This is a genomic window from uncultured Methanospirillum sp. (assembly GCF_963668415.2).
GTDB lineage: Archaea > Halobacteriota > Methanomicrobia > Methanomicrobiales > Methanospirillaceae > Methanospirillum.
In genome coordinates, this window is sequence record NZ_CAXXDL010000001.1 from 2,871,640 (window position 1) to 2,890,977 (window position 19,338).

Annotated in this window: 12 protein-coding genes; 4 read left to right on the top strand and 8 right to left on the bottom strand. The window is 49.2% G+C overall.

From position 1 onward, the window contains the following. Nucleotides 1-5: 5 nt before the first annotated feature. Together ACHZA2_RS13625 and ercA are read right to left on the bottom strand one after the other, a co-directional pair. The gene (locus ACHZA2_RS13625) at nucleotides 6-860 is read right to left on the bottom strand and encodes a PAS domain S-box protein (RefSeq protein ID WP_319580155.1); all 855 of its coding nucleotides are present in this window, start codon (nucleotides 858-860) and stop codon (nucleotides 6-8) included. Continuing rightward, entirely contained in the window at nucleotides 844-2,007 is a 1,164-nt protein-coding gene (gene ercA / locus ACHZA2_RS13630; RefSeq protein WP_319580156.1) for an alcohol dehydrogenase-like regulatory protein ErcA, read from the bottom strand. The genes ACHZA2_RS13625 and ercA overlap by 17 nt, the downstream gene beginning before the upstream one ends. A gap of 180 nt (nucleotides 2,008-2,187) precedes the next feature. Between ercA and ACHZA2_RS13635 the strand changes: the two genes are divergently transcribed. From ACHZA2_RS13635 to ACHZA2_RS13650, 4 genes are all read left to right on the top strand, one after another. Then, the gene (locus ACHZA2_RS13635; protein ID WP_319580157.1) at nucleotides 2,188-5,184 is read left to right on the top strand and encodes a methyl-accepting chemotaxis protein; all 2,997 of its coding nucleotides are present in this window, start codon (nucleotides 2,188-2,190) and stop codon (nucleotides 5,182-5,184) included. 81 nt (nucleotides 5,185-5,265) lie between these two features. Beyond that, nucleotides 5,266-7,560 (top strand): DPP IV N-terminal domain-containing protein, encoded by a 2,295-nt coding sequence (locus ACHZA2_RS13640; protein ID WP_319580158.1) that lies wholly within the window; start codon nucleotides 5,266-5,268, stop codon nucleotides 7,558-7,560. 11 nt (nucleotides 7,561-7,571) lie between these two features. Continuing rightward, nucleotides 7,572-8,048, top strand: coding sequence for an META domain-containing protein (locus ACHZA2_RS13645; protein WP_319580159.1), 477 nt, complete (start codon nucleotides 7,572-7,574; stop codon nucleotides 8,046-8,048). A 576-nt stretch (nucleotides 8,049-8,624) separates the two neighbouring features. After that, nucleotides 8,625-9,827, top strand: coding sequence for a TraB/GumN family protein (locus ACHZA2_RS13650; protein WP_319580160.1), 1,203 nt, complete (start codon nucleotides 8,625-8,627; stop codon nucleotides 9,825-9,827). Between the two features lie 199 nt (nucleotides 9,828-10,026). Here the strand turns inward: ACHZA2_RS13650 and ACHZA2_RS13655 are convergent, their stop codons facing one another. The 6 genes from ACHZA2_RS13655 to ACHZA2_RS13680 all read right to left on the bottom strand — a co-directional run bounded on the left by ACHZA2_RS13655 (nucleotide 10,027) and on the right by ACHZA2_RS13680 (nucleotide 19,334). After that, nucleotides 10,027-12,537, bottom strand: coding sequence for a methyl-accepting chemotaxis protein (locus ACHZA2_RS13655; protein WP_319580161.1), 2,511 nt, complete (start codon nucleotides 12,535-12,537; stop codon nucleotides 10,027-10,029). Between the two features lie 252 nt (nucleotides 12,538-12,789). Next, entirely contained in the window at nucleotides 12,790-14,667 is a 1,878-nt protein-coding gene (locus tag ACHZA2_RS13660; RefSeq protein WP_319580162.1) for an ASKHA domain-containing protein, read from the bottom strand. An 11-nt stretch (nucleotides 14,668-14,678) separates the two neighbouring features. Next, nucleotides 14,679-16,106 carry an acetyl-CoA decarbonylase/synthase complex subunit gamma gene (gene acsC, locus ACHZA2_RS13665; protein ID WP_319580163.1) on the bottom strand — a complete coding sequence of 476 codons (1,428 nt, stop codon included), beginning with the start codon at nucleotides 16,104-16,106 and terminating at the stop codon, nucleotides 14,679-14,681. Nucleotides 16,107-16,115: 9 nt separating this feature from the next. Further along, on the bottom strand, nucleotides 16,116-17,375 hold the full coding sequence (cdhD, locus tag ACHZA2_RS13670; RefSeq protein WP_319580164.1) for a CO dehydrogenase/acetyl-CoA synthase subunit delta: 1,260 nt from the start codon (nucleotides 17,373-17,375) through the stop codon (nucleotides 16,116-16,118). Continuing rightward, a complete protein-coding gene (gene cdhC / locus ACHZA2_RS13675) occupies nucleotides 17,375-18,793 on the bottom strand; it encodes a CO dehydrogenase/CO-methylating acetyl-CoA synthase complex subunit beta (RefSeq protein WP_319580165.1) in 1,419 nt (472 codons plus the stop codon). Before cdhC ends, cdhD begins: the two co-directional genes overlap by 1 nt. Continuing rightward, a complete protein-coding gene (locus ACHZA2_RS13680; protein WP_319580166.1) occupies nucleotides 18,786-19,334 on the bottom strand; it encodes a carbon monoxide dehydrogenase beta subunit family protein in 549 nt (182 codons plus the stop codon). The genes cdhC and ACHZA2_RS13680 overlap by 8 nt, the downstream gene beginning before the upstream one ends. Nucleotides 19,335-19,338: the final 4 nt, after the last annotated feature.

Genomic DNA, 19,338 nt, shown 5'->3' on the forward strand with positions numbered 1-19,338 from the left:
GTACTTTACGATTCATACAGGCCGTGATGCCGTCTCAAATAGTTTCTCACTTTCTCTGACTCCACCCATCCCTTATCCAGTTCATCAATAATCTTATCAATCGCTGTTACCTGTGTCTGGATCTGGTCTCTTGTGCTGGCCTCAATATCTTCAGCAAGAATATCTATCACGGTCAGGGGATTACGGATCTTGTCGTTGAGTGCGGCGAGTGTGCCCATATTCTCATCGATCTGGTGAATTGCATCCCGGAGTTTCTGTTCGTTCTTCTTGCGTTCTGATATGTCACGAGCGATCGAGAGGAGCAGCCTGCTGCCCCTGAATGTAAAGAGATGTGAACTGACCTCCATCGGTATCTTAACACCAGTCCTTGTTATGTGGAGAACCTCATACATCGCATGACCGGTCTTGTATGCTTCGCGAACCTGCTCTCTGTATTTGTTCCAGCACTCCTCTGACAGGATATCCCAGGGTGTCAGGCAGAGCATCTCATCGTAGGTATACCCAAGGATATCGTATGCTTTCCGATTCACATTGAGAAATGGGACCGGAAACATATCAGGGCTGAAGTCGTAGAGATATATGGCATCGTTAGCGTTCTCAAAAACTGCTCGGAACCTCTCCTCGCTCTCGCGAAGAGCCTCTTCCATGGATCTCCGTTCCTGGACTTCAGCGAGCAGCTCCGCATTTAATGACTCAAGATCCTCGGTCCTCTCCTTGAGAGCCTGATTCACATTCTCAAGTTCTATCAGCCTCTCCTGAAGTTCAGGGTAGTAGTTCTTCCTGACTGATGACTCTCCAAGCCCGATGATCTTCTGTCTCTGGCTCTTCCAGTCCGGAATCTTATCAGAGTGCTCTGGCATAAATCTTCTCTATATCTCTGATATCAGGTTCTCTGGGGTTCGTTGCCAGGCAGGGGTCATGGATCGCATGTATGGCAAGCTCAGGAATTCTTTCTGAAGATACCCCTATCTGACTGAACCGCTCTACAATCCCGACAGACTCCCTCAGTCTTTTCAGAGCCTGGATCAATTCGATCAGACATTCTTCGTGATCTGAAGATCTGTACTCGATCCCGAGTGCCCTGCCGATGTTGAGGTACCGGTCAGGGCATGCTTGAAAGTTAAAATCTATTGCACTCTCCAGAAGGAGGGCATTGCATTCCCCGTGAGGAAGATCGTACTCACCTCCCAGACTGTGTGCCATGGCATGAACGATGCCCAGGCTTGCATTGGAGAATGCAAGGCCTGCAAGGAGGCAGCCGAGCAACGTCTGGTATCGGTAATGCAGGTTTTCAGGATGCTGGTATGCAAGAGGAAGGTACATGCTCATGATTCTGATCGATTCAAGGGCATGGATATCTGTAACCGGAGAACTGGCGTTTGAGACATATGCCTCGATACTATGCACAATGGCATCCATCCCGGTATGTGCGGTAAGACTCTGCGGGAGAGTGGTGAGAGGGACCGGGTCGATCAGCGAGATGTCAGGAACAATCTTCTTGCTGATGATGGTGATCTTAACTTTTTTCCTACTGTCATTGATGATTGCAAACTGGGAGACATCTGCAGCAGATCCTGCAGTTGTTGGAATACAGATGAGTGGGGGAGATGGTACCGGTATGTTATCCACACCCTCAAAATCCAGAATGTGGGAGTGATTTGACACGACAATACCGATCCCTTTTGCACAGTCGATCGGACTTCCTCCTCCGATGGCAACGAGGGCATCGCACCCTGCCTTATGGTAGAGCTCTGCCCCTTTCATCACCTCAAAGTCCCGGGGATTTGGAAGCACATCTGAAAAAATGGTATATCTGATCCCTTCAGCAGCAAGACTCTCAAGGATCGAATGAATCCAGCCGGCCTTGAGCATCTGCTCATCGGTGACTATCATCACATGGGATACGCCGTAGTTTTTTGCGTATCTTCCGGCAAGAAGCCTGGCGTCATCACCGATAATGAACTCAGGTGCAACGAACTTTCTCAGTTCATGCCTGATATCTGTCATCAGGTGTACCCCCGTTCCTTCATCATGGCGTTGTGGTTATTGTTGACTCCGTACCATATAAGTACAACTCATTCGTTTCTGGAAATACACCGATTTAATCCCTCCCTTCCCGTTTCGATGAAATAATTAAATCATTACACGTCATAGTCAGTTTCATTCGGATCTTTGCAGGTGGTAAGGATGGATTATAACCGTGACTCTGGAACAATGCCCTTTAAGGGCAGTTCGTTCTCTAATGAAATCGTTCGGTTTCATGATCAGGTCAAAGCAGGGAGTATAACCTCTGCTTCAGTAATTCCTCATTTTTCAGATCTTGATCCTGAACAGGATACTGCTCTTCATGCCCTTCTATCAGAATTGATTGAACGGACAGTCACACTTGAGCACCAGGTTGCTGAATCACGCTCAATCCTTGATGCTGTTCCATATCCGATTCATGTCACTGATAATGACATGAACTGGACATACATGAACAAAGCGTTTGAAACACTTCTAATCGAGAACAAGGTCATCAAGGACCGTGAGTCCGCATATGGCATGCCGTGTAGTACCGCAAATGCAAATATCTGCGGTACAGACGAGTGTGGTATTCACCAGCTCCGGACATCCGGCAAGAACGAGACGTACTTTGACTGGCTGGGAGCCTCCTGCAAGCAGACAACCGCCCCGGTGGTTGATGCAGACGGGAACAAGGTAGGGTACGTTGAGGTTGTCCATGATCTCACCGAGCAGATGAACCAGATCGCGTATTACCAGTCAATTCTGGATGCAGTCCCGTATCCTATCCATGTCACCGATACAGACATGAAGTGGACGTACCTGAACAAGGCGTTTGAGAAGCTCCTGATCGAGAATAAGGTCATCAAGAACCGTGAGTCTGCATATGGGATGCCATGCTGCACTGCGAATGCAAATATCTGTGGCACAGACGAGTGCGGTATTCACCAGCTCCGGACATCCGGAGAGAACGAGACATATTTTGACTGGCTTGGAGCATCATGCAAGCAGACAACCGCCCCTGTGCTTGATGCCAAAGGGAGCACAGTCGGGTATGTTGAGGTTGTTCATGATCTCACTGAACAGATGAACCAGATCGCGTATTACCAGTCAATTCTGGATGCAGTCCCGTATCCTATTCATGTCACAGACAACGACATGAAATGGACATATCTGAATAAGGCGTTTGAAAAACTCCTGATCGAGAACAAGGTCATCAAGGACCGAGAGTCTGCGTATGGGATGCCATGCCGCACTGCGAATGCGAACATCTGCGGCACAAATGAATGTGGTATCAATCAGCTCCTGACCACCGGCAAGAACGAGACGTACTTCGACTGGCTTGGAGCCTCCTGCAAACAGACAACCGCCCCAGTGCTTGATGCCAAAGGAAGCCGGGTGGGTTTTGTTGAGACGGTGCAGGATCTTACCGAACAGATGAACCAGATCGCATACTACCAGTCTATTCTTGATGCAGTTCCGTACCCGATTCATGTCACTGATAATGACATGAAATGGAAGTACATGAACAAGGCGTTTGAGAAACTTCTCATCGATAATAAGGAGATCAAAGACCGTGAGTCTGCATACGGCCTTCCATGCAGGACTGCAAATGCCAATATCTGTGGCACTGGTGATTGTGGTATCCATAAGCTCCGGACAACTGGAAAGAATGAGACGTACTTTGACTGGCATGGCGCCTCATGCAAGCAGACTACTGCTCCGGTTCTGGATGCCAGAGGTGATGCGGTCGGGTATGTCGAGACAGTGCAGGACCTGAGTGAGCAGGTTAGTTTGATCTCTTTCATGAAGACAGAGGTGGAGAGGGTTACAAAAAACCTGCAACTCCTCTCTACCGGTGATCTCAATCTGAACCTGGAGATCACAAAGGCAGATTCCTATACAACTGAAGCACACGATGCATTTGTCACGATCAATGAGAATCTTCAGAAACTGACAAAAACTCTTGAGATGTTGGTCTCTGATGTAGAGACACTTTCAGAAGCTGCAGTGGCAGGTAACCTAGAGATCAGGGCAGATACTGCTAAACATCTCGGAAAATTCAGGACAATCGTGGAAGGAGTGAACTCAACCCTTGACAGCGTTATAGTTCCAGTGAAAGAAGCACTCCGTGTCTCAAAAGAGTACTCCCAGTATAATTTCAAGGCACGTGTAGATCCGGGGCTGAAGGTCGAAGGTGACTGGATTGAGTTCAAGGATGCACTCAATGACATCGGTTCACAGATCGCAGGTGCGGTCGGCCTTATTAATAACCAGCTCCTTGACCTCGCCTCAAATGCAGAAGAAGCAACGGCAAGCATTGAGGAGGTCTCGGCAGGAGCCCAACAGATCGCCCATAATGCAGGTAGTGTCAGTTCGAACGCTGCAGAAGGTGAAGATGGGATTGTTCAGGTCCTTAAGGCCATGGAAGATCTCAACATCACGGTCGGTGAGGTCTCCCGCCGGGCCGAACAGGTCTCAACCACGGCTACACTTGCGAACGACTACTCCAAAAAAGGTGTTGAACTTGCCGAGCAGTCAGAAGGTGCGATGCAGGAGATCAGGCGTTCTTCAGAAGAGGTTGCCCAGATCGTCACCGATATCAACCGCCAGATGGATGAGATCGGAAAGATTGTCCGGTTGATATCTGATATCGCAAACCAGACCAACCTTCTTGCCCTGAATGCGGCCATCGAAGCAGCAAGGGCCGGAGAAGCTGGTCGGGGATTTGCCGTCGTTGCAGCAGAGGTCAAATCACTAGCCCAGGATTCACGTCAGTCTGCTGAGAACATTGCAGACATGATTGCAACACTCCAGGACAAGGCACGAAAGGCAAATGATGCGATGGGGAAGGCTGGATCTGCCGTTGAGCAGGGAAGCGCCTCACTTGCCCAGACTCTTGGTTCATTTAACCAGATCGCTGTGTCGATTGATGAGATCACCACAAATGCAACCGATGTAGCCTCAGCTTCAGAGGAACAGGCTGCTTCGGTCGAAGAAGTTACAGCCAGTATTCACGAGGTTTCAGGCCTTATCCAGAACACCACGAAAGATGCCGGTGATGCTGCCGCTGCAACCGAGGAGGCATCAGCCTCAATCGAGCAGATCAGTAAGATCGTCAGCAATGTAAGCGGAATTGCTGATTCTGTGTCACGTGAGATGTCAAAGTTCAAGGTCTGACATCAAGCCACTTTTTCGTTTTGTGATCTCTATCAAATCTGAAATCACTATCTTTTTCTTCTGACCATGCCTCTTTTCTCTATGATCAATCGCCAAACATGGTTTCATCTCCTGATCCTCATTGTGATTCTCCTTCTCTTCACTCCGGTGCAGGCACGTGATACAAATCATCCCACTCCTGAAGAGATCAAGATGGCAGGGAGTTTTTATCCTAATACCGCAGTCTCCCATATCTATCATGCGAATATCAACCCACGATGGATCAGCAATGATTCATTCTGGTACATGGATCAGGGAAAGCAGACAACGATGTTCTTCCTTGTGAATGTCTCACAGAATGCGAGGTCGCAACTGCTTAACACTGATCGGCTGGTTGCCTCTCTCGTGAATGTGAGCGGAACAGAGATTGATCCTGCTCACCTACCTATAACCAATCCTGCCCTCTCACCTGATCTCGGTTCGATAAGGTTTGATGCATTTGGAAAAACATGGTCCTGTGATCTCTCGGTGTATCACATGACTGATATCACGCCTCCTCCAGTCGTCAGTGCCGGAATTCCATCCCCTGATCAGCGGCACATCGCGTATATCAATGGCAGTAATCTGGAGCTCTATGACTCCACAACAAAGCTCTCGTCTCCACTCACAACCGATGGGACTACAGATTATTTCTATGGCAAACGCTCTGATACCGTACGGTATCCGGTTACAGAGGCAAGAACCAACTCATCACCAACTCCGTTCCTGGTCTGGTCACCTGATTCAACAAAGATCAGGACTTTTAAAGTTGACCAGAGGAACGTCAGTCCGTACTACCTCGTGCAGAATGTCCCTGAAGATGGTTCGATCAGACCGATCCTGTATACGTACCGGTTTGCAACTCCTGGAGATGCTGCCGTCCCGGAGTATGAACCCGTAACAATCGATATCATCACCAGGCAGGTAACACCGGTCCACTGGGCCTCCCAACCTGAAACTACCATGATGGATACTGATGAAAATGTCCTCTCAAAGTGGAGTAGCACCGGTGATCGGATCTACACTCTGTATCTTGAACGGGGTGAGAAGACACTCCGGCTGCTGGAGGAGAACCCTGGATCCGGTGATGTCCGCGAGATTCTGAATGAGACCGGAGAGACATACCGGGAAGTCAACCTCCAGTATGCAACAACTCCGAACGTCGCCGTGCTGAATAATTCGGATGTCATCTGGTTCTCTGAGCGTGATGGATGGGGACATCTCTACCGGTATAATGCAAACGGCACTCTCCGGAACCAGATCACATCAGGTCCGTGGGTAGTTCGTGATCTGCTCGCAGTCGATGAGAACATATCCACGGTTTATTTCACCGCCAGCGGAAAAGAACCGGGAAATCCATATTACAAGTACCTCTACCGTGTCGGTCTTGATGGATCCGGCCTCACACTCTTAACTCCGGGAAATGCTGATCACGAGGTAACGCTCTCACCGGATATGAGCACATTTGTCGAGGCGTACTCAAGGGTTGATCTCCCCACAGTCACTGATCTCAAGTCTATTGATGGAACTCTTCTGATGCATCTTGGAGCAGCCGATGATTCAGAGCTGAAAAGCCAGGGATGGGTTCCGCCAGAGCGGGTAACCTTCAAGGCCCGTGACGGTATGACTGACCTGTACGGACTCGTCTTTAAGCCGACTGACTTTGATCAGACAAAGAAATATCCTGTTGTGGATATCGTCTACCCGGGTCCGTATACGATTGTAACCGCAACACAGTACCCTTCAGATTCGGGATGGAACTCAAAGATCTTCTGGACAAGCCAGATGCTGGCCGAACTCGGATACGTGGTGGTGACTATGGACGGGCTTGGAACCGCATACCGGTCAAAGTCATTCCATGATATGAGTTATGGAAACCTGAGTGACTGCGGACTTCCTGATCATGTTGGCGGTATAACACAGCTGGCTTCCCGGTATTCCTGGATGGATATCAGCAGGGTTGGGATGTACGGAAAGTCGGCCGGGGGATTCATGACAGCCCAGGCGATGCTGACGTATCCTGACTTCTTTAAGGTGGGTGTTGCTGCATCAGGCGATCAGGACTGCCGCCTGTATGGGTCGTTCTGGGGAGAGAAGTATGAAGGATTTCCGGTCAGTGAGCGGTACCTGGAGCAGGTTACCGCCAGCAAGGCGGCAAACCTTACCGGGGATCTGCTCCTTCTGACCGGTGATATGGATGACAATGTTCATCCCGCGATGACCATGCAACTCGCAAGCGCCCTGGAAAAAGCCAACAAGACCTTTGATATGTTCGTGTTTACGAACAAGAATCATGATCTGAATTACGATCCCTACTACCTCAGAAAGATGATGAAGTACTTCGTAGATAACCTCTAGGATGGGAAATAATGAGTAACAATATCAATCAGTCTTTGGGTGAAAATGTCCGAAAGTTTTCAAAAAATCTTAATCGATCTCTCTCTCTATGTCTCTTACTTTGTATCCTTCTTTTAAATTCGGTTTCAGGTGAGGTAACTACCCCTTCTACTCCTGATGGCTCATGGACGGTTGAGCAATACAGGAGTAGTAATGGTGATCTGGTCTTCCCGCTCACCGGATATCCCATATCTGTAGTATTCCATGATGAGATTATTTCAATAGCGGCCGGATGCAGTAATTACACTGGACAATACACTGCAGCTGGTGGTGCCATGATAATTCCATGTCCTGTTACCATGAATGAAACATGCGACACTTCAGGTGGTACCCAGGCAACTGCCTTCATAGAGAATCTAAAAAATACAGCATTATTCCAGGTGAATTTATCACATCTCCTGTTATATGATGACGATGAGGAACTCCTGATCTCTCTTATCACAAAGTAAAAAGGCTGTCTTCCATATACCTCCAGCCCTGGAGGTATATGGTATTGTGATTCATAGGTCCGTACAATGAGCCTTCTATCTTTTCAGAATGTGATTCTGTTACTCATCAAACTGCAGAAACAACCACCTATCTCCTCAATGGGTCTTCGGTATCAATAATCAAAAATTCTGATATCAGGAAAAATGATGGGTCTTTTAATCTTGAGTTAAAAAAGAATGATGGTGGAACCCTTTCGATGAGGGGTTTTTCTTTACAACAGAGTCCAAAAATTGAGGTTGGTAGAGAAAAAACCCAGTTTCACACATATTTTTGATTTGGATGGCATTACCTGTTATCTGTATGTGTTAAATTTTTCATAAAATACAGTTATTTCTCTAACAAACGATACGATTCGGTATCTATTGGGTTCTTCATGTTAGATCAAAATCTCTTTGATTTCCCTATTAAAAAAGTATCTTCTCATGCGTGTCAGCACGTAGTGATGAACTATTGTCTTGTAATCGCAGATCAAATAATCTGAAATCTCTCACTTTCTCAACTTGGTTTTATTCTTCAGTTACCCATATGGAGTATACATGGGTGAGATAAAAATTGTCGGGACTGCTCATGTCTCGGCAAAAAGCGTCGATGAAGTCAGAGATGCGATCGAACAATTTCATCCAGATATTGTTGCCGTAGAACTGGATCAGGGAAGAAGTAAAGCCATCAACAAAGAAGGTACTACCCCGTCTGTTGATGATGTCCTTGAACTCAGGAATTTTGATCAACTTCTCATTCAATGGCTTCTCTCATATATTCAACGAAAAATCGGTCTTGATGTCGGAGTAGAGCCCGGGGCTGAAATGAAAGCCGCAATGGCTGAGGCTCAGGAGAGAGGACTCAGGGTTGAATTCGTAGATAGAGATATTAAAGTAACTCTTCTCAGATTCTGGCAGTCTCTTGGTTTTATCGGAAAGATCAAGATGGTGGGATCACTGATCTTCTCGATAGCCGAGGTGGAGAATATTGATGCCGAGGAGATTGAAAAACTCAAAAATGAGGATATGCTTGAAGTCATCATGGGCGAGTTTAAAAAATTCTCTCCCAACGGAGCACGGGCCCTTATCGATGAACGTGATGCTTATATTGCACATAACCTGATAGATCTCAAAAAAGAGGCTGATCATCGGATTCTTGCAGTAGTTGGGGCAGGCCATATGCAGGGGATTACCCGGTACCTTCAGGATCCCTCATCACTTCCATCCAGAGAGTCCCTTGTTAAGGAGCCCAAAAAATACCCCTGGACTCTTATCATTGGAAGTTGTGTCACTGCTCTGTTCTTTCTCCTCCTCGCCTCGATTGCATGTTCGGGAGTTGGCCTCGATGTTCTCCTCCGTGCCTTTCTCTTCTGGGTACTGATTCATGGGGCACTATCTGCAGGTGCAACCCTTGCGGTCAGGGGCCATCCCTATTCGGTGATCACCTGTTTCTGTGTTGCCTGGATGACATCATTAAATCCACTTCTCCATGCAGGATGGATTGCAGCATATGTTGAAGCGAAGGCACGAAAACCTCCGGTCTCTGATTTCAGAAGAGTTTACGAAGCAACTTCACTGACTGAGCTATTTCAGATTCCATTATTCAAAGTTGTGCTCGTTGCATCTGTGGCAAATCTGGGAAGTTTCCTGGGAACGATTTTGTATTTCATGTTCCTGTTTCCGGTTCTCGGTGTTGATCCTGTAGTTGTCATCTCAACCGGGTTACATAATATTCAGGCTGCTATCACCGGTTTATTATAATTTTTTGAGACTCTTTTTTCAGAGATATTATATTCATGGAGTCTTGCAGTAGATGAGATGATTCATAGATCTGCCGCATCAATGGTCGCAATAACTGCAAATCTGTCTCACCAAAAGGGCATAGTCCTACAGATGAGCATGGTGAGAGATGAACCCGAAGGTTCAGGGTATCAACCAATCAGGCTTTAAATAAAGGGGATTATACTCTGAATCTTCCCATTTCATTATTGATATGATCAGTTGCCTGGGCTACAACTGATACTGATCTGGTGATCTGATCAAGAGCAGCAGATGTCTCTTCAGTGGCAGCAGCTGAAGAGACAGCCTCTTCAGCAGTTTTCTTGACCCGTTCCTCAAGCTCATGAACACTTGCCGTAATCTCCTGCACTGCTGCAGCCTGTTCTTCTGCGGACCCAGCGACTGTAGATACAAGTTCTGATATCTGTTCTACCTGGGTTACGATCTGAGAGAAGAGATCAAGGGTTTCATTGACAGCCTGGTTTCCTGACGTCACTTCAGTGGAAGATTTACGCATGGCATTTGAGGCATCTTCAGACTGGTGCTGTAATGTTGTGATCATGGTTGTAATTTTCTCTGCTGACAACTGAGATTCAATAGCAAGGGATTTTACTTCATCAGCAACGACTGAGAACCCTCTTCCTGCTTCACCTGCCCGTGCAGCTTCGATTGCAGCGTTAAGGGCAAGGAGGTTTGTCTGGTCAGCAATATCACTTATAATCCGGACAATCTGTCCAATCTGTTCCATCTGTCCGGACATCTCACTCATTGTCTTGCTGCTCTCATCAATCGATGAAGTGATGTTCCTCATCTTTTGCTCTGCCTGTTTCGCCAGGATTGATCCTTTGGTGGATAATTCATCGGTAGTCTGAGTCACAGATGCAACTGTGTCAGTCATTTCAGCCACATTGGTAATATTTACAGAAAGATCATCCATTGCATGAAGTATCTGGTTCACACCGTCCAGACTTGTATCAGCGAGTGAACTGACTTCATTTGAGCTGGATGCAAGTTTGGTTGAACTTGCAGATACTTCTTCCAAAGATGCTGTGGTCTCTTCAATACTTCCCACTACAGATACGATCTGTTCTTTCACCCCGCTGACTGCTGCAGCACTTTGCTGCCCGATCTGATCCATTGAATCCCGAAGGGTGATAAATGATCCAGAAACCGGGATTCCAGAATCAAACCGGGCAGTATAATCTCCTGATGCATACACTTCAGCAAGTTCCATCGCTCCATTTACCGGCCTTATCACTGCATCAAGAGTCTCATTAATTCCAGAAACTATCTTCTGATAATCACCTTTAAACTGTGTATTGTCTCCCCTTACCTGTAGGTTTCCTTCTGTTGCCTGATGCGCGAGAAGAGTCACGGTATCAGCCATTTTTTTAATGGTATCCCGCATCGTGACCATTGATAATCCCAGGAGATCATGATCTGATGAAATTGGGATATCTACTGATAGGTCTCCCGCGGCAATGCCATCAGCAGCGAGTGCTTTTCCCTGTAAACTTGAGAGCATGCGTCTGAATGAATCAGCAAGCCTCCCGATCTCATCATCTCTCTCGATTACTATCTCATCTCCCAGTTCTCCCTGGGCAATAATATCTGCATGAGAGGTGATCTGCTCTATTGGCCGTGCAATCCCCCGGGCTGCCACAAAAAGAAGAAGAAGACCAATACATGTACAAACTCCTCCAATAATCAGCAATATTATTGTGTTCATTCTTGCCTGGGCAGTTGCTACATCGACTGGGACGGTAAGAATGACTGACCAGGGTTTTTCAGAATTTCCAATCTGTACCGGAGTATAGGCTGTAATGGTACCCTTGCTCTCAAAAACTTCGTTCCTCCCTTTCTGGATGTCAGAAAGGATCGATTGAGCCTGCCCGGAAAGAGGAAGAGCAGCTTCACCTAATGCCTTTCCGACACTATCCTGATACCCGGTTGCCCCGGTTACAATTCCGTCATTTGATATGAAATATAATTTAGCAGTGTTTTCATAGGAGTGAACAGCATCAGCAAGACCCTGAATATTTTCTAGAGGAAGATCTATCCCGGTGATTCCAACAAATTTGCCGTCTATGATAATTGGAACTACAACTGATGAAAGCAGTATCTTCCTGCCCTGAATTTCCCATGGATATGGTTCGGTTACGAATTCTTTCAGTGTTTTTTTCGGAATCTGGTAGAAGTCGCTTCCGTCTTCACCTTCGTTGTAACTGTATACTTTGTCGAGTTTTGGGTTTCCTGCGATATCTCTGGAATAATATGCCATGAATCGTCCGGTATCATCGGTTCCTTCCTTCCCTTTATATGCGATATCATTTTTATCCCAGACATCTGGTTCGAGAACAACGTATATCCCGTTATATTGTGGGTAACGGATCATAAGTCCGTAGATCATGGCCTGGACAGATTCACGTGAGGGTTTATTTCCTGTGGTAAATGATCCGTCCAGGGATCCTGCCAGCGTTCGGTCAATCTCAAAAGCACGGTTGATCTCATCTTTCAGAGTAATGGCCTGATCTGAAGAGAGTGATTTCACCTGGGCAAATGAACCTTGTACTGAAATCGTGTACTGGGACAGACTTGCATACCCGATAATAGCACACGATACAACGATCAGGGCTATTGCTCCAAAGAATAGAATTTCATGCCTGATTGATCTGAATGACAGTATCTTCATGATTTGTCCTCGGTGGTCTTTGTTTTTAGTAGATGTAACTGTTCAGGTCGAGATTTCTGGTATGAATCCTGAGAGATTCTGATGTTAGATATCTTTGAGAATGACTCTACAGGTTATAGACGTATCTCTTCAGGTTCATCAACTTCTGCAGCATCTTCCTTTGACAGAATAATCCCCATTTTACTGCTTATTCAGACAAAAAAGCCATTATGAGGACGAGGATGCGAAAAGAAAAACCAGAAATCCTTTTTTTCACGTGTTTTTTTGATTGAAAAAAGATGGAAACAACTCTTCTTTTCCTGGAATCCTGAGTGCAGCCCAGTATTCATCGATGAAATCGGTATCTACCAGCAGATCGATGTACCCCATCTTCTCAGCAATCCTGACAGCCCGGTTCCGTGAATCAGTTGAGATAAGGGCATGATAGGCTCCGGTCAGTGATCCGTTTCCGATCCTGTGAAACTCTGCGTGTGGAAATTCTGGAATGATTCCAAACTCGGTGAGTTTGTCGATCGACCCGAAGGTTCCGAATGCACCGGCAAGGTATACGTGCCTGATATCGGTGATCTTCACCCTGTACTTCATCATGAGTACGCTGATCGCCCCGCAGGCTGCAGCCTTTGTATCCATCAGGTAGGCCATATCCTGCTTTGTGATCATGATGTCACGGCCGGTACCTGTCTTTTCTGCAGGTACCAGCACGTATCCGGGCCCATCCTCAGTGTTTCTCACTCCCGGGGCACCTTCTACGATCTTTCCGGAAAAATCAAGGATCCCGGCTCTTGCCATCGCAGGGGCTGCGTCGATAATTCCTGAACCGCAGATTCCCTTGGGCAGGGTATCTCCGATCACCCGGACAGTTGCCTCACCGGTCTCCTGATCGATGCTGACATGTTCAATCGCACCAAGCATCGCCCGCATCCCGCACCGAAGCCCTGCTCCCTCAAACGCCGGACCTGATGCACATGAGGTTGAAACCAGCCAGTCCTTATTTCCTAGCAGGATCTCACCGTTCGTCCCGAGATCGATGAGAAGTGAGAGTTCTTCTGACTGATCGATCCCAGCCGTAATCAGGTCTCCTACTGCGTCTCCCCCGACAAACCTGCTTACAGCAGGCAGGCACCATACCCAACCCCTTGGATAAATCCTGAGTTCTGCAGCATCAGCCCTGATCGTGATCGGGGCTGTTGCAACCTCTGCATCCACGTAATCGAGGGGGGACGGATCGATCCCTGCAAAGAGCCAGCACATGACCGTGTTTCCTCCAATACAGCAGTCGACAATATCATCGTGATCGATCCCTGCATCGGTGACCAGCCTGCTGATCGCCTCGTTGATACTTCCAATTGCTGCAGACCGAAGAGAGGCCAGTCCTGATGGACTGCGGCCGATCGCGATCCTGGTCACCAGTTCTTCACCGTACGTGATCTGCCTGTTCAATGCAGAAGCACGTGCCAGGATCTTCCCAGTCTCCAGATCCACCAGGAGGGCTGCAACGGTCGTTGTCCCGAGATCAACAGCAACACCGTATGTCTTAGGAGATCTCTCCAAATTTTGGATTTCGATCACCTCCGGAGAACCACCAGCCGTGGTGATCAATGCAGCGACAGGTCCTGGTGATGCTATAATCTCTGAAGAAATTTCTTTGCTGATCTGCGGTTTTGCACCAGTATATCCTGCCAGCCTTATCGAAGGCCCGAGAAGGGCAGATGGACCGTCTCTGATCACCTGGACCTGGTACCAGGATGCTGCGGGTTTTAATTCCCAGTCCTTTACATCTGATATGAGCAGAATCTGTGGCTGATCGATCCGGGACTCCACGGGTATCGTGAACTCTGCATCAGACCAGACTTTTGTGAGACAGGCAAGTTTGTACCCCTGCCTTCGCTCTCCCGGGCTGAGGCACTGTGAACAGATATCCTGGTCTTCAGAGCAGTCTCCCCTGATCCTGATGACCCGGCATTTTCCGCACTGGGCTTTTCCCCCACATATCGCCTCGAACTGGATCCCTGATTCGCGGATGGCATCCAGCACTGTATGTCCTGCTGGCATGGTTATCATCCGGCTCATCGGGTTGAAGAGGATCGTCACGGTTTTTTCCACTGACCGATCCCCCTGCGTTTCTTTCACGATCAAAAAAGTTAGTGGTCTTCTTTCGGAGGCCAGTGCTCACGGATCAGTTTCCCGATCCCTGATGAGTCACGGGGACCGACCATGATCCGCCATCCGCTTGCTTCTTCTGTCTCTCCTGAAAGACGTGCAGCAAGTCCGGGCAGGATCACATACCTGTGGCTGATCTTTTGTTCGATACCTGATTCACGCAATGCCTCAGCGATCTTCTCGGCATTGAGGTACCTGCCCGCGACCGCTGCCTCGACCGAGAGCCCTCCGGTCTCGACCACGATCAGGTAGCAGTCAAGTTTGGCTGATTTGATATCAGACTCGACCGTGAAGAAGGTCAGGGCGTAGTTTGAGGTTATCAGCACCGGTGCATCAGAGCCGGGACTACCGAATACCCGCAAGCCCGGATCGACAGAGACCGGTTTTCGTGGATCGGTGTAAAGGCCGAACCGCCAGATGAGCTGGGGAAGCACTGTCCAGCCCTCCAGGCTGTGCATGATAAGGAGATCTGCATACCGTGTCATCAGGATCGAGGCGGTGTATGCCTCCTGCCACCTGTTCTGATCCTCACCCAGTTCCTGTCCGGTCCAGACAGCGATCGGTGTGCCGAGGATGGGAAGGCCGAAGAGTGGATCCCCGTCCCTGCACGCCGCCTTCCTGATGGCTGTGAATGAGTAGACTGTACCGGCCAGCCCTTCATCTCCGAAGGTTCCTGGGTCAAGCACGATATCGGTGATTCCGCAGGCCTGCAGGGTCCTGACCAGGGACCGGAGGAGTGCGAGATCTCCCGGGGCAGCAGCCACGACCGGACATCCATACCTGACCGCAAGGTCAGCCATTGCCCTCCAGTTCTCACTGGTTGCTGCATAGATGAGGGGACGTTTGCTACCGGCTGTCTCAAGACCTGCCTTCATCACCTCCGGGTCATGGGAACAGAGGATCAAGGGGAGATCAGTGCTATCCATAACCAGTCTCACTGCTGATCCAAACCGCTCTGCATCACCGGTCACAGACCTGACTGCAACAGCATCAAGGGTGAGGGTTCTGCCGATGTACCCGTATGAAAAACTGGCAATCTCGTGAACTCGTGCTTGTATCGAAGCCGGGTCCATATCGTCGGACACATCGATCGCGATCGGTGGTGGGAACTGGTACGTAAACTCGTGGCGTTGAAGGACATACTTCCCTCCGATGGTAGCGGTCCTCTCAGTCCCGAATGTGATCACCTTCACCGGTGGTGCAAGAAGATCGTTGAGTCGGGCATATGCATCCTTGTGCCCGTCATCCAGGATAGGCGGGCACCCGTCAACCACTGCCTCCCCGTTGACAACCCGGGTGGCGAATGCCATACAGTTCGGGACACCACACTCTCCACAGTTTGTCCGTGGCAGAAGTTTGTACACATCAATCGGACTGATCTCACGAATCCCTTTCTTCTTCTCTGCCATGCTACCTCCTCATATCCTGGCATTCACCCACGAGGCCTCCGCCGCCTTCGCTGCTCCTCCAGATATCAGCCGTGATGAGACATCTCTCATTGTTGAGACTGCAAGCGGGTGCATCATCAGGAAGAGATCCACTCCTGCAAGAAGCAGTGTCAGGCTCCCGATGGTCTCCCATATTGGTCCCCTGAAATCAGGGGATCCAAATCTCGGTCCGAGATCCATCCAAGCTTCACGGGCAGACCAGGCGTTTGTGGCTGCCGATATAGTCGGGTGTTGCAGCTCTGCATCTCCCATGAGCCCTGCGATCCGTGCCCGTTCATGGATCGTGAATGAGTATTCAAGTCCATATCCCAGTGCCACCGTTGTCAGATCGTTCAGGATGCGGTCGGCTGGGAAGAACTGGTACAGGCGTCTGTTCAGTTCCTTGGCACTGTTCAGATCGAGACCGGTGAAGGCCAGGAGACAGTGACCATGCTTGTTTGCTGCCTTTGCAACCGGTTCAAGAGTTTTTGCATCAGCCATGTCGGCCGTGACCGAGTTGAGGAGAAGCCGCTCCCCATCTGCCATCTCAGCGATCTCAATGAAGGTCTCTGCATCCTTTTTTGGATCACCACAGCCACCGATGATGATCGGGACATCAACAGCCTGAAGGACATCCTCGACTGTCTTTGCAGCCTCTCTCGGGCTGGCGTCTTTGATCAGCGGGTCAGTGCTGAGCAGGTGAACCGTGACCATGTCTGCCCCGTACCTCTCGACGTTCATCCGTGCCCATGCTGCAGGATCATCGATGACCTCTGTGAGATGGCTCTTCAGTGCTCGTGGCATCGGAAACGGGGTATCAAATACATCCATGGCAATGACTGGTGGGTGAGCATGGAGCACCCCGGGATCGGTGAAGGGGGGTGCCCGTGCTCCGCCGACGATAACACTCCGTCCCCTGCTTCCTCCTTCTCCTTTTGTTGCACCGAGCGTAACCTCACGGATCCGTGCCGGGTATGTATCAGATACTGGTGTGAAAGACTCCTTCAGAAGATCCGATGGCCACCGGGATCGATCGATTCCGGAAGCGGAAGCAGAAGATGGAGAAGGTTGTGCCCCGGCAACCGGATAACCGGGAAGGATGATCGGTGATCCACCGACCGGGATCGTGAGTTGGAGTTCTGCAAGATCCAACTCCACGTTCTCCAGGATTATCTCCTTACCTGAGAGAAGTTCTGCTATTCCCGGTCCCAGAAGCCTGAGCAGTCCTGAAATATCTGGCTCGTCTGCCATCACTGCTTCCCCCCCTTTTTCTCCTTCTCAATCGGCCTGATGATCACCTTTTCAGCGAAAATTTTTGCATTTTTCAGGATGATGGTCACCCCTCCGGTCGTTATTGGCAGTTCTCCTGCGACAAACACCGGTCCCTGTCCTCCGTGGGAATACGACATCCCCCCCTGGTCTGGCCCGGAGGTTTCCTCATCCTGATCTGCCTGAGTTGACCATCTCTCAACAACCGGATGTCCTGTCTTCCTGAGAAATTCTTCAAGTGACTGCATATCAGTTGCATCGGCTTCGGTTGCGATCTTTTCTACAACATCGTCTGGAATGAATCCAGTCAGGCTCTCCTTGATCTCCTTCGGCATCCAGACTATAGAGTTCCATCCACCATCGGCCCGGAGAAACTTTCTGGATCGCATGTACTCAAGTGAGATCCCATGAAATCCTTCAACCTGTCTGCCGCCGGCGGTCGAGTCAGCGAGGGTCGAGAAGGGCAGACCGTTCACGGTCGGTCCGGAAAACCTGCGGTGAACGATTCCGAACCCTTCTACCTCTGGGATATAGAATGCGATCGCCTCAAAGCATCCGCATGATGTATGCGGATATCCGAATCCAGAGTAGAGGTAGACCCGGTTCACCTCACCCATCGACCTCTTTTTCGCATGCTCGTTAATTCCTGAGTATTCGCCTTTTTCAGGATCGATGCAGATCTCTTTTGAGATTGGGAATATCGGCCCTTCGGGATCCATTCTGGCAGCTGCCCGGCCGTCAAACCAGCTGATCGCCCCGCAGTTTGCGTACCGTTCAGGCGTGATAACACAGATATGATTTGGAGCAAAGGACTGGCAGAGGGCACATCCGTAAAAGGTGTCCACCTCTTCGTCAGAGAGGCCACGTGCCCGTGCATCCCGTGTCTCATACCGCTCCAGTGCTGCCCTATAGAGCGATTCAAATTCGTCGCCACCGGTCAGGAAGGTGATCTGAATCTTCTCGATAAGTGCAAGTTCACTCCGGTACAGGCGTTCGATCGCCTTTCCGATATAGGTGAAACTGTCCAGTCCTTTTGCAAAGGATTTCTTTCCCACTCTGATCCAGATGTCATACCTCTGGTTAAGATGCATGACCCCCTGGATGTAGTTCATGTACTCGTGAATCCGCCGCTCAAGGACTCCTTCGAGATCCTCTTCCAGCCTGGAGCCGGCTACCTCAACAAGAATGCCAAACGGTATATGAGATCCCTGTGGAATATCTTTGAGATCAGGCCCGATGACAGATATCTTCCCGTCTTCAACTGCATCAGGGCTTCTGACCAGCACAATCTCGAACTTCTGATCGACCTTCGGCCCCCCGAGTTCGACCTGCATATCCTCTTTTCTGATCCGCTCGCCTTCAAAGACCAGGCCGACCTCTACCGGAATATCTTCAAACATGCTTGTCCTCCTCAAGCAGAGTCATAACTGCCTGCAGTTGTTCCTTCCATGGACCTGCAGCCATGTTCCCGAATGACCAGGATGCATGAGGCTGGTACTTCCTGTCCAGGATGATGGTTTTGAGACCCGGCGCCGAGTTTCTGATCCCTGAAAGAATCGTCCAACAGAACGAGTAGGGAATGCCGGCAATAAGAATCAGATCATACGGGCTCAGACCGTCACATCCTTTCCACTCCGGGTCTCTGAGCCGGTCGGCTGCCTCCATCCCTCCCATTACTGCCGTTATCCTGATCCCATGTTTCATAAGATCTTTGACAACAGGTGATGTGCCTATCACCGGAATGTCTCTAAGCCGGGAGACTACCTCGATGAATACGGAAAGCACTTCACCGTCGGGACCTTCGGCGACCTCATGACCGACGATGAACAATGGTCGATTGGCCCGCCTGAGCAGTGCAACAACAACTTCAGGTTTCCCGATAACTGATGCACGGGATGTTCCTCCCATCTCTGCCCGTATCCACGCATCATCCCCTGCCATTTTC